Below are 16910 nucleotides of genomic sequence, written 5' to 3' on the forward strand. Positions count from 1 at the left end.
TCAGGTGATGTCGAGCATCCGCTGGAGCGCGACCCGGGCCCACGCGGCGTCTTCGGGGTCGACGACGATCCGGTTCGGGACCCGGCCCTCGACGAGTTCCTCCAACACCCACGCCAGGTGCGGGCCGTCGATGCGGAACATGGTCGAGCACGGGCACACGAGCGGGTCGATCGAGGCGACCGTCTTGTTCGGGGTCTCGTTCGCCATGCGATTCACCATGTGAATCTCGGTGCCGACCCCGATGACCGACCCCTCGGGGGCATCGGCCACGGCTCGCAGGATGTACTCGGTGGATCCGACCATGTCGGCGGCGTCGCACACCTCGTGGCTGCACTCGGGGTGTACGACGATGAGCGCCCCCGGGTTCGCGGCCCGGAAGTCCTCGATGTGTTTCACCGAGAAGCGCTGGTGCACCGAGCAGTGGCCCTTCCAGAGCAGGAACTTGGCGGTGACGTCGTCGGGGGTGAGCCCACCGAGGTCGAAGCGGGGGTTCCACACCCGCATGTGGGACTCGTCGTAGCCCATCTGATAGCCGGTGTTGCGTCCGAGGTGCTGATCGGGGAAGAACAGCACCTGGTCGCCGCGCTCGAAGGCCCACTCGAGCACCGCCCTGGCGTTGGAACTCGTGCACACCGCGCCGTGGTTGCGCCCGACGAAGGCCTTGAGGTCGGCGGCGGAGTTCATGTAGGTGATGGGGATCACGCGGCTGATATCGACGTGTTCGGCCAGGTCTTCCCAGGCCTCCTCGACGGCGTCGATGTCGGCCATGTCGGCCATCGAACATCCGGCGTTGAGGTCGGGCAGCACGACCTGTTGGTGGTCGCCGGTGAGGATGTCGGCGGCCTCGGCCATGAAATGCACGCCGCAGAACACGATGTAGTCGGCCTCGGGGCGGGCCTTCGCGAGGGAGGCGAGCTTGAACGAGTCGCCCCGGGCATCGGCCCAGCGGATGACCTCGTCGCGTTGGTAGTGGTGGCCCAGGATGAAGAGGCGATCGCCGAGGGTCGCCTTCGCTTTTTCGATACGTGCGGCGAGTTCGGCGTCGGAGGCCTCGGTGTAGGACTCGTCGAGTGAACGCTGGATGCGAAGCGAGATCGGGGTTGCTGTCGTCATGATGCCTCCTGACGGTAGGTGCCGACCACGGTAGTGCTCAGCCGCGGGACAACCGGATCCCATCGTTTCGCATTCCCGAATCGGGACGAAAGCAATTTTGCCCAGGCGACGTCCGAACCGTGCCGAACCGTGCCGAGGGGGCCGAACCGTGCCGGTAGCGTTGGGCCCGTGGTCACCCGTCCTCCCGCCGGCTCCATTCCCGACGCCCCCGGGAGTTATCAGTTCAAAGACGCCGAGGGTCGGGTCATCTACGTCGGCAAGGCCAAATCCTTGCGCCAGCGGCTGAACAACTACTTCGGCGACCCGCGCCTGATGCACCCGCGCACCGCGCAGATGGTGGCCACCGCGGACAGCGTCGAGTGGATGCAGGTCAAGACCGAGGTCGACGCGTTGATGTTGGAGTACTCCCTCATCAAACGGCATCGGCCCCGGTTCAACGTGCGGCTCGTCGACGACAAGAGCTATCCGTTTCTTGCCGTCACGGTCGAGGACGAGTGGCCGCGGGCGATGGTCATGCGCGGTTCGAAACGCAAGGGTGTTCGCTACTTCGGCCCCTATGGCCACGCGTATGCGATCCGCGAGACCCTCGATCTGTTGTTGCGGACCTTTCCGATCCGCACGTGTAGCGACTCGAAGTTCCGGACCCACGAGCGCCAGGGCCGGCCGTGTCTGTTGTTCCACATCGAGAAGTGCTCGGGTCCCTGCGTCGGTGAGATCGACAAGCCGTTCTACGACCTGTTGGTTCGCGAACTGATCGAGTTCCTCGACGGCGACACCGACCACATCGTCAAGCGCATCGAACAGCAGATGCACGACGCCGCTTCCGATCTGGAGTTCGAACTGGCCGCCCGGCTGCGCGATCGCCTCGCCGCGGTGAAGCGGGCCATCGAGAAACAGGAGATGGTGGCCGCCCGCGACGAGGACCTCGACGTGATCGGCATCGCCCAGGACGACCTCGAGGCGGCCGTTCAGGTGTTCTACGTGCGGCGAGGTCGCGTCGTTGGTCGCAAGGGGTTTGTGCTCGACAAGGTTCTGGCGTTGAGCGACAGCGAGGTCGTCGAGCGGGTGCTCGAGGAGCTGTATTTCGAAGAGCCGCCACTGGGAGTGCCGAAACAGGTGCTGGTGCCGACCGAACCCGACGACTCGGAGGTCTATCGCGAGTGGCTGAGCACCCAGCGGGGATCGAACGTCGAGATTCGGGTGCCGCAGCGAGGCGACAAGCGGTCGTTGGCCGAGACGGTGACACAGAACGCGGATGAGGAGTTTCGCCGTCATCGTCTGCGTCGGGCCTCCGATCACAACAGTCGCGCCAAGGCCCTCCAGGAACTGCAGGACTACCTCGATCTGCCAGAGGCACCGCTTCGGATCGAGTGCTTCGACATGAGTCACCTCCAGGGCACCGATTACGTCGGGTCGATGGTCGTGATGAGCGACGGGCTGCCCGACAAACGCGAGTACCGCCGGTTCAAGGTCAACACCGTCGGCGGCCAGCGCATCGGCGACTCCGACGACTTCGCCGCCATGGAGGAGGTGCTGACGCGGCGCTTCACGAACTATCTGGAAGACCGCGCCAAGCCCGTCGAGGAGCGTGGAAGGTTCCAGTACCCGCCGCAGCTCCTGGTGGTCGATGGCGGCAAGGGGCAACTCGGCGTGGCGGTTCGCGTGCTCGAGTCGCTCGGCCTCGACGAGGAGATTCCGGTGTGTTCGTTGGCGAAGCAGTTCGAGGAGGTGTTCGTGCCCGGGCGCTCGGCTCCGGTCCGGGTGCCCCGCCAATCCGAGGCACTGTTCTTGTTGCAGCGGATTCGCGACGAGAGCCACCGCTTTGCCATCACGTTCCACCGCGAGCGGCGCGGCAAGCGCATGACCCGGTCGGTGCTCGACGACATCGCCGGGTTGGGGCCGACCCGCCGCAAACGGCTGGTGTCGGAGTTGGGTGGGGTAAACGCGGTGAAGGCCGCGTCGCTCGACACCTTGAAGGCGTTGAGTTGGCTGCCCGATGCGGTGGCGGAGGCGGTGTACGCCAAGACACACCCCGAGGCCGGCGACACATAGGCTCGACCCCCGTGTCAGGCGAACGAACCGATCACAGCCCGTCCGATAGCGCGTCCGACAGCGCGTCCGACCGCAGCGAGGCCGGCAGCGGTGCGAGCGTCAGCGGTGCGGCCGACCGGGGCCCGAGCGTGCACGAGGCCAATACCGCCGCCGAATGGGAACGCCATGCGGCCTGGTGGCAGGACGGATTCACCGACGGGGCCGACTCGGAGTACGTCGAACAGATCATCCCCCTGGTGGCGCAGTGGTTGCCGGCGGCGGCAACGGTGCTCGACATCGGGGCCGGCGACGGCCAGATCGCGCGCATGGCGGCGGCGAACGGGCATGTCTCCATCGCCGTGGAGCGCAGCGAGTCGCAGATCGCGGTCGGCTGCGAGCGCGACGCCGCGAACGCCGGGGTCGCAGCCGTTCGTTGGGTGCGTGGCGACGCGGTCCGCCTTCCCCTCGCCGACGACTCGGTCGATGCCGCGGTGCTGTGTCTGGTGATCGAACACATCGAGGACTTCGAAGCGGCGTTCGCCGAGGTCGCCCGCGTGCTGCGGCCCGGCGGACGGATGCTGGTGCTGATGAATCACCCGATCCTGCAGACCCCGAATTCGGGGTGGATCGACGATCACATCCTTGAGGAGCAGTACTGGCGCATCGGCCCGTACCTGGTGGAAACGACGACGAGTGAGGAGGTGGGCCGCGACGTGTCGTTGACCTTCCATCATCGTCCGCTCGGTCGGTACCTGAACGCGGCCGCCGACCTCGGGCTGAACCTCACGGCCTTCATCGAGCCCGCTCCGCCCTCCGGGTTCCTGGCCGAAACCCCCGAGTACAGCGACGCCGACACCATCCCGCGGCTGTTGCTCACCGTCCACACCCTGGCCGGCGGTAGGTAGGGCTGCGTTTCGGCCCGAACAGGTCGGAGCGAGGGGCGCGTCGTATCGGCCAGAGCGCGGATGCTGAGTGGAACACCGATACGGTGAGAACGTGAGCGAAATCCTCATCATCACCGGTATGTCCGGGGCCGGTCGGTCCCAGTTCGGCAATCACCTCGAGGATCTCGGGTGGTTCGTCATCGACAACCTGCCACCTGCGCTCATCGAACAGGTTCATGAGCTCGCGATCGGCAAACGTCAGGACGTGCGTTTGGCGATCGCCATGGGGGCCGGTGCCGCGGAGGAACTGGAGGCGGGGATCGCCCATCTGCGCGCGAACGGGTCGAGCGTGCGGATGGTGTTTCTCGATGCGACCACCGAGGTGCTGGTCCGCCGCTATGAGAGCACCAAGCGCCGTCACCCCCATCTGGTGGGGGAGAGCCTGAGCGAGGCGATCGAGCGCGAGCGTAGGACCCTCGCCCCGGTGCGGGCGGCCGCCGACCTGCACATCGACACCAGCAGCCTGACGCCGTATGCGCTGAAGGAGCGGGTCAACGAGTTGTTCGGTGGCGACGACGCGCTCGACCCGATGGCGACGACGGTGATGAGCTTCGGCTACAAGCACGGGGTGCCGGCCGACGTCGACATCGTCATGGACTGCCGGTTCCTGGCCAACCCGTTCTGGATCGATCATCTGCGCCCGCTGACCGGCCAGGACCCGGAAATCGTCGAGTACCTCGAAGCTCAGGAGAACACCGCGGAGTTCCTCGACCGCTTCGTCGACCTGCTGGAGTTGCTGCTGCCGGCCTATCGCGCCGAGGGCAAGTCGTATCTGTCGATCGCGCTGGGCTGCACCGGTGGACGTCACCGTTCGGTGGCCATGGCTGAGGCGATCGCCCGCCGCATCGAGGCGTTCGGTGTCGAACCGCGGGTGTATCACCGTGACATCGCACGCTGACCCGCGGCTCGCAGCTGAACCCAGGCTCGCAGCTGAACCCAGGCTCGCAGCTGACCCGCGGCTCGTCGCTGAACCGAGGCTCGCCGCGCTCGGAGGTGGCCACGGTCTGGCAGCCTCGTTGCGCGCACTTCGGACCATCACCTCCCAGCTCACCGCGATCGTGTCGGTGGCCGATGATGGCGGTTCGAGCGGGCGGCTTCGCGAGGCGGTGGATCAGGCGGCACCGGGGGACCTGCGCAAGTGTCTGTTGGCGCTCGCCGATCCGTCGACCCCGCTGGCTCGTGCCTTCGGGTACCGGTTCTCCGACGGCGACCTCGAGGGTCACGCGTTCGGCAACCTGATGCTCAGTGCCCTCGCTGCGGTGTTCGAGGACCTTCCCGATGCCGTCGACGCGGCCGGCGAGATGCTGCACATCGCCGGGCGCGTCCTGCCGGCGACGATGACCCCGGTGGAGTTGGTGGCCACGACCGGGTCGGGGGACGAGGTCCGCGGGCAGGTCGCGGTGATGCGTACGGTCGGAGTGCGTCGCGTTCGCCTCGAACCGGGCGACGCGCGCCCGCCGTACAGCGCGCTCGATGCGATCGGCGAGGCCGACGCCGTACTCGTGGGGCCGGGTTCGTTATATACCTCGGTGCTCGCGGCGCTGGCTGCTCCGGGGCTGGTCGAGGCGATCAATGCGGCCGACGCCCCGGTGCTCTATGTCGCCAATCTGCACTCGCAGCCCGGCGAAGCGGAGGGGTACACGCTGTCGGATCACGTCGAGGCGCTCGGCCGCCACGGCCTCGTCCCCGACGCGGTGCTGTATGACCCGTCGACCTTGCCGATGGGAGATCCGGTCGGCGGGGCGATCGCGGCGCCGCTGGCCAACGCCAGTGGGCGTGCACATGACACCGTGAAGCTCGCCGACGCCGTGCGCACGTGGCTCGCGGACCTCTGAATCGGCGCCGCGACGCCGACAAACCACCGGCCGGTTCCCTTTCTGTCGCCACTTTGGGCAACAATGGAGGGGTCATCCAACGCTAATGAGGAGCGAAATGAGCGTTCGTGTAGGTATCAACGGCTTCGGTCGTATCGGTCGTAACTTCTTCCGCGCGGCAAAGGCACGCGGCGTCGACATCGACTTTGTGGCCGTCAACGATCTGGGTTCGCTGACCACGATGGCGCACCTTCTCAAGCGCGACTCGGTCGGTGGCACCTACCCGGGCGTCATCAAGGCGGTCGACGGCGGCATCGATGTCGACGGCGACGTGTTGAAGGTGCTCTCCGAGCGCAACCCCGCCGACCTGCCCTGGGGTGACCTCGGCGTCGACGTCGTCATCGAGTCGACCGGATTCTTCACCGACCGCGAAAAGGCCGCTGCCCACATCGAAGGTGGCGCTCCCCGCGTCATCGTGTCGGCCCCGGCGACCAACGCCGATGCCACCTTCGTGGTCGGCGTCAACGACGACACCTTCGATCCGGCGAACCACATCGTCGTGTCGAACGCGTCGTGCACCACCAACTGTTTCGTGCCGCTGATCAAGGTCCTCGACGATGCGTTCGGCGTCGACAAGGGCCTCATGAACACGATCCACGCCTACACCGGCGACCAGAGCCTCGTCGATGGCCCGCACTCCGACCTTCGTCGTGCCCGCGCCGCCGCGATCAACATCGTGCCGACCTCCACCGGTGCCGCCCGCGCCACGTCGCTCGTGTTGGAGTCGATGAAGGGCCGCCTCGATGGCACCTCGTTGCGTGTGCCGATCCCCACCGGTTCGATCACCGACTTCACCGGCCTGCTCAACACCGAGGTCACCGTCGACGAAGTGAACGCCGCATTCAAGGCCGCCGCCGAGTCGGGCCCGCTCGTGGGCATCTTGCAGTACACCGACGAGCCGATCGTCAGCTCCGACATCGTGGGTTCCACCTACAGCTCGATCTTCGACTCGGGCCTCACCATGGCGATGGGCAACATGGTCAAGGTGCTGTCGTGGTACGACAACGAGTCGGGCTACTCGAACCGTCTCGTCGACTTGGCGCTCAAGGTCGGCGCGGCCAACCAGGGCTGAGATGAAGTTCGGCGTTCCAGAACTCGAGGACCTGCCCGACGTTTCGGGTAAGTCGGTCCTGGTGCGCGTTGATTTCAACGTGCCCATCAAGGACGATGACGGCTCGAAGACCATCACCGATGACCTGCGCATCCGCGCCGCGTTGCCCACCCTCGCGTGGTTGACCGAGCGCGGTGCGAAGGTCACCTGTGTCACCCACCTGGGACGCCCCAAGGGCGCGCCCGATCCGGCGTTCAGCGTTGAGCCGGTTCGGGCCCGCCTCGCGGAACTCGCCCCCGGCGTGGAGCTGTTGGAAAACGTCCGCTTCAACGCCGGCGAGACCGCGAACGACCCTGCCTTCGTGCAGGAACTCATCGCCGGTCACGACCTGTACGTCAACGACGCGTTCGGTGCCTCGCACCGTGCGCACGCGTCCATCGTCGGTCCGCCGCAGTTCCTTCCCTCCGCCGCGGGTCGCCTGTTGGCCAAGGAGGTCGAGGTGCTCGGCGGGTTGCGCAACGACCCGGCGCGCCCCTTCATCGCCATCACCGGCGGGTCGAAGGTGTCGGACAAGTTGGGTGTGATCGAGGCGATGCTCGACATCGCGGATGGTCTGATCGTCGGCGGGGGCATGTGTTTCACGTTCCTGGCTGCGCTCGGCCATTCGATCGGCAATTCGCTGTTCGAGGCCGAACAGGTCGACAACTGCAAGCGCCTGCTCGACGCCCACGCCGATCGGCTGCATCTGCCGACCGACATCGTGGTCACCAACGGCAAATTGTTCGACCCGGAGGCGGGCGGCGACGTTCGCCACGTCGGGCGCAACGTTCCCGATGGCTACATGGGCGTCGACATCGGCCCCGAATCGGCCGGCAACTTCGCCGAGATCATCCTCGGTGCGCGCACCGTGTTGTGGAACGGCCCGATGGGGGTGTTCGAGGACCCGCGTTTCGAGGCCGGCACCAAGGCGGTCGCCGAGGCGGTGGCCGAAACCAGGGGATTCAGCGTGATCGGCGGCGGCGACAGTGCCGCGGCCATCGCCCAGTTCGGACTTGCGGCCGACGTCGACCACGTGTCGACCGGCGGCGGCGCCTCGCTGGAACTCATCGAAAAGGGCGACCTTCCCGGCCTCGCGGCCCTCAGAGGAGCAAGCAATGCCTAAGCGCATCCCGATCATCAGCGGCAACTGGAAGATGAACCTCAATCACCTTGAGGCCCTCACGCTCGTCCAGAAGCTCAGCTACAACCTTGCGGGTCACAACTACGACGCCGTCGAGGTGACGGTTCACCCGCCGTTTGTCGACATCCGGACCGTGCAGACCGCCATCGAGTCGGATCGCATGTCGATCGTGCTGGGTGCGCAGAACTGCTACTTCGAGGAAAAGGGCGCCTTCACCGGTGAGGTCGCACCGTCGATGTTGGCGAAGCTGAACGTCAGCTATGTGATCCTCGGCCACTCGGAACGTCGCGAGATCTTCGGCGAGACCGACGAGATGGTGAACAAGAAGGTGCACGCCGTGTTCAAGGCGGGGATGACGCCGATCCTGTGCTGCGGCGAGACCCAGGCCGAACGCGAAGGCGGCGAGGCTGAGGCGAAGGTCGGCGGCCAGATCCGTGCCGGTCTCGCGAAGCTGAGCACCGAACAGGTGGCCTCGATGGTCATCGCCTACGAGCCGATCTGGGCGATCGGCACCGGTTTGACCGCCACCCCCGACGATGCGCAGGCCATGTGCAAGCACGTCCGCACGGTGGTGGCCGAGGTGGCCGGGCAGGCAGCGGCCGACGCGGTACGGATCCAGTACGGCGGCTCGGTGAAGGGCGGTAATGCGTCGGAGCTGATGGCGCAGCCCGACATCGACGGTGCGCTCGTCGGCGGCGCCGCACTCGATGCGGACGACTTCGCCCGCATCGTGCAGTTCCGCTGATCGTTTGTATTTTCTGGGACGCCCGGTGTTTCGGCTGTGACCGCAGCCGCGACACCGGGCGTTTCGGGTTCTTGAGGGCGGGTTGCTGCGGGTAGCGGCGTGTCGAGCAATCGCGGCGGGTTGCTTCGGGTAGCGTCGGGGGGATGGCAAGGGCTTGGGACGACGCACGACACGACGAGTTGCTCAACGGCGTTCGGGGGATCTGCATGTCGTTTCCCGAGGTCAGCGAGCGGCTGAGTCACGAGATGCCCACGTGGTTCGTGCGCGAGAAGCGGGTTGTGGCGTACTTCGTTGCCGATCATCACGACGACGGGTATCTGGGTTTCATGTGTCCCGCTCCCGATGGCGTGCAGGCCGAACTGATCGAGGCGGAACCGGACCGGTTCTACCGTCCGCCCTACTTCGGCCATCGCGGGTGGATCGGGGTGCATCTCGCGGAGGACTGCGACTGGGACGAGGTCCGCGAGATCCTGCTCGACGCGTACCGCAAGGTCGCCCCGAAGGTGCTCGCTGCGCAACTCGAAGCCGGGAAGTAGCCGGGGGAGTAGCGGGGGAGTAGCGGGGGAGTAGCCGCTACGGGGGCCAGTGCGAGTAAGGTGTAGGACGCTATGTACCTCGTGTCGTTGGTCCTCCAGTTCGTGTTGTCGATCGCGGTCATCGTGCTCGTGTTGATCCACAGCGGTAAGGGTGGCGGTCTGTCCGACATGTTCGGCGGTGGCCTGAGCGCCGCGGCCTCGGGTTCGACGGCGATGGAACGTCAGCTCACGCGCATCACGGTTGTCGTGGCGCTGCTGTTCTCGTTCAACACGGTCATCCTCGCGTTGTTGATGGACAAGTAGTCCGCCGCGGCCGGCGTCTCGCCGTTGGCTCGCGGCTGCCGTTCGGCGGCTAGCGTCAAACTTTCTGCTGAAAGCGACACGTGGTGTCGCTTTCAGCAGAATCTTCGCGTGCGGGTGCGGGGGTTTCGCCGGTTCTACAGCTGATGAGCATCGGTGCCGACACTTCCCGTCATGGGGAACACCACGAGGGCAACCGCTACCGCATGGCTCTCGGCGTTCGCTGCAGTGGTGGCGATCGTGGCGTCGGGGTGCTCGGCCGGGCAGCAGGCGGGTGCCGATGAGGTTGGTTTCGGTGACGGTGCCTCGCCCGGGACGACCGCGGGACATGGGGTCGTTCGGATCGGCCACGTCGGGGAGTTGGTGAGCGATCCGCTTGCGGTGGCGGCGACCGATTCGGCCTCGGTGATGCTGGTCGACGCGCTGACCGACGGCCTGACCTCGGTGGACGACGACGGGTCGGTGGTGCCGGCGGTCGCGAGTTCGTGGGATTCGGCCGATGGGGCGACGTGGCGCTTCACGATCGACCCGACGCGGACGTGGTCAGACGGGACACCGATCTCCGCACAGGATGCCCGTGCGACCCTCGAGCGGGCGCTGGGGTTGCGCTCGGAACGTCTGGCGGGGGCTCGGGTGGCCGATCTCGTGGGGGACGTCTCGGGGGAGGCCGCGATCTCGGTTGAGGACGATGACACGGTGGTGGTGACATTGGCATCGCCGAACTACGAGCTGCCGGCCGCGCTGGCTGGAGTGGCCTACGGCATCGTGCCCGCCGCGGTGATTTCGGGTGAGCCGGCTGATGGGTTGGACCTGCTCGATGGCGGCGTTGCGAACTCGGGTCCGTTCGCCGGAACGAGAGTCGTCGGAGAGTCGCCGGTGGTCCGTCTGGAGGCTCGTGATGGCGACTCGGATGCCGTGCGGCAGGTGGAATTCGTCGAGTTCGGCAGTGCCGAGGAGGCGTGGACCGCGTACGAGGCCGGCGACGTCGACCTCGTCGAAGCCGATGCTGGTGAAGCTGATGCTGACGAAGCTGATGCTGACGGGTCCGTCGGGGGCGACCGTGCTGAAGTCGAGGCGGTTGGAGCGACCGTCGTTGCCGCGCTCGGATCGAACGGGGCGTTCGCCGATCCCGCGGTCCGTGCTGGAGTGGCAGCGGCATTGTCGGCCGGCGGGGCGGCGGGGTCACTTTGGGAGTCGTTGCTGGTGGGGATCGACGTGTCGTCGTTGACGCCGGCGGGCGACACTGCGGTGATGGGGGCGCTGGCTGGGGTGCCGTTGGAAGTGCACATCGGGCCGGGGTCGGCGACGCGTGCGGTCGGCGATCGGGTGGTGTCGGTGTTGTCCGAGGCCGGAGTTGCGGTTCGTCGGGTGGACCACACGGTGTCGTCGATGGGGGAGTCGCTCGCCGGTGGGGCCGACGTGATCGTGTTCGCCGTGCCCGGGCTCCAGGCGTCAGGTGGGCTGGCGTTGACGGCGCTGGTCGGAACCGGGGGAGCGGAGAACGTCGCCGGATTCAGCGCTGCTGTCGTGGACGAGTTGTTGGCTGCCGCTCGGTCATCGGCCGAGACCTCACAGCGCCGTCAGTCGTACTCGGCAGCGCTTCGGGCGGCGGTCGACGCGGGTGCGCTCGTGCCGTTGGGAACGATCGGTGACGTGTGGACGGTGTCGTCTCGGTTGTCATTCGGGGTCGGTGGAGCCGACGAACGGTTGGCTGCCACGCCGTTCGATCTCGCGGCGATTCGCGTTGAGCGGTAAACGCATCGGGGGACTGGTTCCGGTGGTTTCGCTCGTCGAGCGGGCCGCGCTATGATGTCGGTCGCCTCATCGAGGCCCCACCACGTCGGAGTGGCGGAATTGGCAGACGCGCCAGACTAAGGATCTGGTGCCCGTAAGGGTGTGGGGGTTCAAGTCCCCCCTCCGACACCAGTTGACCAGGGCAAACGCCCTGGTCGGCGCAGTTTTCAGCGGCGGTCAGTCGGGTCGAATCGGTCCCTTGTCATTGATTCGTCATCAGCGGCGAACTACATCTATGTGATTTGTCACACCACCTCGGTACGCTTGCACTGACTCGGCAGCGCGGGCGCGCTGCGTGTCCGAGGAAGGTGTGAAGCTCCGATGAAGGTCGCCGCTGTATACGTCCGGTTCTACCGGGCCTTCAATTTCAACTTCCTCCGGAAGAACAAGGACAACGCGGACCCGAACCCCTGGGACGACTACGAGGGGATGTTCTTCCCCTACGTCAAGATCCCCCTCGACCCTGAGGTGACCTCCGTCGTGGGCGCGAACGAGTCCGGGAAGTCCCAGCTGCTCTATGCGATCGAGTGCGCCCTGGGTGCCGAAGTTGCAGGTCCCGACGCGTTCTGCCGGTACTCCCAGTTCTTCACGGTCGATGACAAGCTCAAGAGCCCCCACTTCGGGTTGGAGCTCGTGCTCGATGAATCCGAACAATCCTCGCTCTCTGCCGCGTTCGACGCGCTGGTACCGCGGCGGGTGTTCGTGTTTCGCGAGCAGCCCGGCCAAGTCCGCATCTATCTCGGTCCCGATTCCGCCCCGATCGACCGAGCCAGTGATGACCCGGCGATCACCACGCTCCTCCCGAAGTCGTTCCGCATCCACCCGAAGAACTCGCTGCCCAACACCGTCCCTCTCGACTTCCTTGTGCGGCACGCCGACGAGACCGGGACCGAAGGTGATGTCGTCAACCGCAGGGCCCGAGTCACCGTCGTCCCCGAGTTCTTCGCGAAGCTTGGCGGGCTTCGCGGCCTCGTCGGAACCGCCCAGCTCAAGGGCTCCGACATTGAACCCCACCTTCCGAACGGAACCGCTGCGGCCGCCACGGCTGAGGAACTCGCACAGTGGGAGCTTGCCTACGACTTGCTGGTCACTGTCGGTGGGGTCGACCCGTCAACCTTCACGCAGCTGCAGCGGGCCGTCACCGAGCAGCGGGAAGGCTTCGTATCTGGCCTCGTCGCGTCGATCAACCGACAGCTCTCCGCTGCACTGAACTTGCGCCGCTGGTGGAGCCAGGACGAGGAGTTCGAGTTCCTTGTCCAGTCCAAGGACTTCGACCTCGTCTTCACGATCAAGGACCGCACTGCCAGCGAATATGAGTTCAGCGAGCGCAGCGACGGCCTTCGCTACTTCCTGTCCTACCTCGTCCAGTACCTGCGCCACGTGGGCATCGACGACCCAGCGACGCTCCTGCTGATGGACGAGCCCGACGCCTTCCTATCGAATCAGGGCCAACAAGACCTGCTTCGACTGTTCCAGCACTTCATCGACCGCGACCCCGGCTCGAGTCGGCAGGTCGTCTTCGTCACTCACTCGCCCTTCCTCATCGACAAGAACCGCGCCTACCGGGTCCGTGTTCTCGACAAGGGCGTCGGCGACGAAGGCACCCGCGTCGTTCGCGACGTCTCCCGGAACCATTTCGAACCGCTCCGGTCCGCGTTCGGTGGCTTCCGCGCTGAGACGGCGTTCATCGGGAACTGCAACCTCACCGTGGAGGGGCCATCGGACCAGGTGTACTTGGCCGGGATGTCCAGCGATGCGATCCGTCGGGGGGCAACTGGCGACGAAGCGATCGACCTGAACCAGGTCACGCTCATGGACGCAGGGTGCGCGAGCCAGGTCCCATACACCGTGTTCCTGGTCCGGGGCCGAAGCAAGAAGGAGCAGCCCGCCATCGTCGTCCTCCTAGACGGCGATCGGGCTGGCCTCGAAGCCGCCACCGCTCTGCAGGAGGCCTACGGGAAGCCGATCGTTGACGAGAAGTACGTGACCACGATCTCAGCTGCCAAGCTCCCGGCGGTCAGCTGTGACCGCTTTGGTGGACCCAAGGACATCGAGGATCTGGTGACGCCAGCCGTGATGCTGGAAGCGGCCGCGCGGTTCGCCGAGGAGATCGGGCTTCCCGGGGTGGCCGTGCCGGCGGTGGACGATCTCAAGTCGTACCTCACCACTGAAGACATCAGCATCCTGGATGCTGCTCAGCTGGCCGTTTCCGCCGCCGGCTCGGCGCTGCACTTGGACAAGGTCGGCATGGCCCGGCATGTCGTCGACGTAGTCGAAGACGATCTACATGACTCCGAGATGGTGCGAGAGAACTTCCGTCAGCTCTTTCTGCACCTGAGCGAGCTCACGTCTGCCGCGGTCCTCGAACGCTCTCGGACGGGCGTCGGGCGGCGGGTCGACCGCGAGATCAAGACCTTCCTCAAGGACCACCTCCACGGCGCCACCCGAGGCGAACTGCGGGTCTTGCTGCGAAGCGTCGACGTCTTGCTTGACAGTTCCGATGAGGCTGAAGCTGTACGCACCCAGGTCCGGATCATGCAGAATCACCACCAGCTTCATCGGGACCTCACGTCTCCAGTCGAGGCCTTCGAAGACGTTGCGCGGAAGCTCGCGGCCATGAAGTACGCCGGGGTGGTCGCCTCCGAGGAGGAGACCGAAGCGGACGACGAGCGCGCTGGCGTGGACGCCGACGAGCCAGCCGCCCATGAGGACGACGTTTCGACGACCCCCGAGAAGGCCAGTCGCAAGGCGAAGGCGGGCCCGAAAGCATCGGGGAACCACGACGGCAGCGCGTCCCAGCCTGAGGAGGCCGTCGGATGAGGAGAGGGAGTCGTCGGTAGCTCAGCTGGGAGGTCGCGTCCTTGCTCCATCATCCGGCTCGACGATTGAAGATCCGCGCCGCGACGCGATCGGCGGCGTCGGACTGCAGGGGACGGCGGACCTGGGTGTAGATCTCGCTGGTGATGTGGGTGCTGCTGTGGCCGAGGCGGTCGCTGACGACGTGGATGTCGATACCTTCCTCCAGGGCGAGGGTGGCCCAGGTGTGGCGGAGGCCGTGGAGCTTGAGCCTCGGTAGGGGCTGACCAGGGTGGGCCTTGTTGTGGGCGTACTGCTTGCGGAGGAACTCGCGGCTGAACCGTTCGGGGTGGAACCGCGTGCCGTCGGCCCGGCAGAAGATCCAGGCGTTGTCGAGGTCGACCTCGGTCCACTTGAGCCCGAACACCTCGCCGCGGCGTGAACCAGAGGCGGCGAGGTGGAGCCAGGCCGGCAGGTAGGGGCTGTCGGCGACGAAGTCGAGGAACCTGCCGAGTTGCTCGCAAGTCCAAGTGGTTGGCCGCCCTCGCCGGGTCGAGGCGATGGGCGGGGGAGTGGCAGCCACGGCGTCGCGAGTGATGTCGGCCGCGGCGAGGAACGCCTCGCCGACTGCATCGGCGACCTGCTGCCACGTGTGGCCGTCGCCCTCGAGCTCCACGATGAGGTCGAGCACGGCCTGGTCGTGCTGGCGGGCCGGCGTGCCCGGTGCCCGTCGTTAGGGGTCGAGGAGCTTGCGGTAGAGGGTGTTGAGGTCCATCGGCGTCAGCTCCTGGAGCCGGGTTCCGCCGATGGAAGAGGGTGATGAGCCACGCACCGAACGTGAACCGCGCTCCACGAGACCCGCTTGATGCTCAGGCCGGAGTAGGTCCGACCGTCTCGGTGAGGAGGGCGCGCAGCCTAGTCCGGAGTCGCGCTGCTGGGTCGGCTTGGAGCCCGGTGGTCAGTGCGTTGAGCGCGGTCCCGTTCGGACCGAGCTCCCTCCAGAGAGCGGCCCGGACTTCTTCGAGCGGCTTGCTCGACTCGAACGTCGCCGGCTCGACTCCCTCGGCCGCCGCGACCTCCAGGCATCGCCAGAGGTCCTCGACGTCTCGGTCCTCGGTGCGGACCGTGCGGACCAGCGCCTTGAGCGCCAGCATCCCGACAGCGTCGGGAAGGGAAACGGTGGTCGACAACGTCTCACCATCGGTCAGGCGCAGGTCGATTCCCACGTTCACAGCGGGCCGTTGGAACGCTTCGGCGAGGCCGGGGACCTCGCTGGTCACGATCGACCCGACCCTGACGGTGCCACGGGAGCGGGATCGGTACGTCGGGATGAGCAGATCAACAGAGGCGACACGGCGGTCGTCGACGGGACGCTCCCACCGGTTGCCGGCCACCTTCCGGTAGCCCAGGGCTTCAATCGCTGCGACGAGCTCCGGGCCTCGGAGAAGGTGAGGCGGGACACCGAAGTCCGCGTCACCGGTGGCTCGGAGCGGCAGGTCGAGTCCGAGCCGCTGTACGTGGAGCATGACCGCTACACCGCCGATGAGGCGATGGTGTTCGGCCATCCCGGTGGCCGCCATGGCCGACGACACGTCGGCGACGGCGGTGAACCCGCCGTCCATTGCGGCCGAGAGGCTGGCGAGGACGACTCGTCGGCCGGTCATCGGGGCCTCGGCAGGGTTCGGGCGACGATGGCCGTGCGTAGTCGGTCGGCGGCTTCGGCTCGGTCTTCGCCGCCGAGGTCGAGCAGGTCCCACCATTGCTGGCACGGGTCGGTCATGGAGTAGCCGTCGACCTCGTCCACCCAGGGTGGGGCAGGGGAGAGGAGCCGATGGTCGTCGGCCCATCGCAAGATGAGGCTGGCATCAGCGCGACCCTCAGCGGGGACGAACCCGGCCTCGGTGGCGGGCAGTTGGTCAGCGACGTAGGCGATCGTGATCGTGGGGTGACGCCACGGGGCGAGCAGGTCCGGGGCGAGGTCGGCGGAAAACGCGATCGCTGCCTCTCGTTTGGCCGCGAGCGCCTGTACACGGCTGGCCTGCTCGGCGAGCGGGCGGGTGCTGTACCAGTACGACTCCGGCTCGACGAGGTGAGGCCGAGTCCTCGCTCGGTAGAGATCGAGCAGCTTCGCCGGGTCGCCGACGTAGCCATCGGGAGTGGCGGACACAGCGTCCAGCTCCGCGAGCTGCTTCAGGATCTGTGAGGCCCGCGGTTGGGTCACCCCCGCAGCAGCAGCGATGGCGACCCCCGTCATCGGGGGGTAGGACGCCACCATGAGCCGGACCACCGCAGCGGTGCCCGCACCCCAGCGGCGCACCACGTTCTTCGACACGACCGTCTGCGGCATGACACCAGGGTATAAGCCTTCTCCGACCAAGGCAAGGAACACTTATAGGAAGTCTTATGGCAGCGCTTAGACGGGACGGCTTTACGTTGCCTACGGACGACCTGGCGAGTGATGACATCGTGATGACATCGCGCCGAGGTCGGCCGGCCTCCCGTTGGAGAACTGCTCCTCAGAAGGGTTTTCGGGTGGACCGGGCCGT

15 protein-coding genes and 1 tRNA gene are annotated in these 16910 nt (G+C 66.6%); 12 read left to right on the forward strand and 4 right to left on the reverse strand.

Features of this window, described 5'->3' with window-relative positions; all coding sequences use genetic code 11:
* Complete coding sequence (gene nadA / locus M9952_14215; protein ID MCO5314077.1) at window positions 1–1113, reverse strand: quinolinate synthase NadA; 1113 nt, start codon at window positions 1111–1113, stop codon at window positions 1–3.
* Window positions 1114–1281: 168 nt separating this feature from the next.
* Between nadA and uvrC the strand changes: the two genes are divergently transcribed.
* The 12 genes from uvrC (at window position 1282) to M9952_14275 (ending at window position 14388) form a co-directional block, all read left to right on the forward strand.
* Entirely contained in the window at window positions 1282–3165 is a 1884-nt protein-coding gene (gene uvrC, locus M9952_14220; GenBank protein ID MCO5314078.1) for an excinuclease ABC subunit UvrC, read from the forward strand.
* Between the two features lie 11 nt (window positions 3166–3176).
* On the forward strand, window positions 3177–4049 hold the full coding sequence (locus M9952_14225; GenBank protein ID MCO5314079.1) for a class I SAM-dependent methyltransferase: 873 nt from the start codon (window positions 3177–3179) through the stop codon (window positions 4047–4049).
* 91 nt (window positions 4050–4140) lie between these two features.
* Complete coding sequence (gene rapZ, locus M9952_14230; protein MCO5314080.1) at window positions 4141–4986, forward strand: RNase adapter RapZ; 846 nt, start codon at window positions 4141–4143, stop codon at window positions 4984–4986.
* A complete protein-coding gene (locus M9952_14235) occupies window positions 4970–5923 on the forward strand; it encodes a YvcK family protein (GenBank protein MCO5314081.1) in 954 nt (317 codons plus the stop codon). Before rapZ ends, M9952_14235 begins: the two co-directional genes overlap by 17 nt.
* A gap of 97 nt (window positions 5924–6020) precedes the next feature.
* A complete protein-coding gene (gap, locus tag M9952_14240; protein MCO5314082.1) occupies window positions 6021–7034 on the forward strand; it encodes a type I glyceraldehyde-3-phosphate dehydrogenase in 1014 nt (337 codons plus the stop codon).
* 1 nt (window position 7035) lies between these two features.
* A complete protein-coding gene (locus tag M9952_14245; protein ID MCO5314083.1) occupies window positions 7036–8175 on the forward strand; it encodes a phosphoglycerate kinase in 1140 nt (379 codons plus the stop codon).
* Entirely contained in the window at window positions 8168–8938 is a 771-nt protein-coding gene (gene tpiA, locus M9952_14250) for a triose-phosphate isomerase (protein ID MCO5314084.1), read from the forward strand. The genes M9952_14245 and tpiA overlap by 8 nt, the downstream gene beginning before the upstream one ends.
* A 143-nt stretch (window positions 8939–9081) precedes the next feature.
* The gene (locus M9952_14255; GenBank protein MCO5314085.1) at window positions 9082–9474 is read left to right on the forward strand and encodes an MmcQ/YjbR family DNA-binding protein; all 393 of its coding nucleotides are present in this window, start codon (window positions 9082–9084) and stop codon (window positions 9472–9474) included.
* Between the two features lie 72 nt (window positions 9475–9546).
* Window positions 9547–9777, forward strand: coding sequence for a preprotein translocase subunit SecG (gene secG, locus M9952_14260; protein MCO5314086.1), 231 nt, complete (start codon window positions 9547–9549; stop codon window positions 9775–9777).
* 171 nt (window positions 9778–9948) lie between these two features.
* Window positions 9949–11529, forward strand: a complete 1581-nt coding sequence (locus tag M9952_14265) for an ABC transporter substrate-binding protein (protein ID MCO5314087.1) — start codon at window positions 9949–9951, stop codon at window positions 11527–11529.
* Window positions 11530–11613: 84 nt separating this feature from the next.
* Window positions 11614–11700: transfer RNA gene (locus M9952_14270), tRNA-Leu, on the forward strand.
* Between the two features lie 189 nt (window positions 11701–11889).
* Window positions 11890–14388 (forward strand): ATP-binding protein, encoded by a 2499-nt coding sequence (locus M9952_14275; GenBank protein ID MCO5314088.1) that lies wholly within the window; start codon window positions 11890–11892, stop codon window positions 14386–14388.
* Window positions 14389–14437: 49 nt separating this feature from the next.
* Here the strand turns inward: M9952_14275 and M9952_14280 are convergent, their stop codons facing one another.
* From M9952_14280 to M9952_14290, 3 genes are all read right to left on the reverse strand, one after another.
* Window positions 14438–15055 carry a site-specific integrase gene (locus M9952_14280; protein MCO5314089.1) on the reverse strand — a complete coding sequence of 206 codons (618 nt, stop codon included), beginning with the start codon at window positions 15053–15055 and terminating at the stop codon, window positions 14438–14440.
* 178 nt (window positions 15056–15233) lie between these two features.
* Window positions 15234–16028: a hypothetical protein gene (locus M9952_14285; GenBank protein ID MCO5314090.1), complete on the reverse strand. Its 795-nt coding sequence runs from the start codon at window positions 16026–16028 to the stop codon at window positions 15234–15236.
* Complete coding sequence (locus tag M9952_14290; protein MCO5314091.1) at window positions 16025–16711, reverse strand: hypothetical protein; 687 nt, start codon at window positions 16709–16711, stop codon at window positions 16025–16027. Before M9952_14290 ends, M9952_14285 begins: the two co-directional genes overlap by 4 nt.
* Window positions 16712–16910: the final 199 nt, after the last annotated feature.

It is taken from the genome of Microthrixaceae bacterium (assembly GCA_023957975.1).
Lineage (GTDB): Bacteria > Actinomycetota > Acidimicrobiia > Acidimicrobiales > Microtrichaceae > JAMLGM01.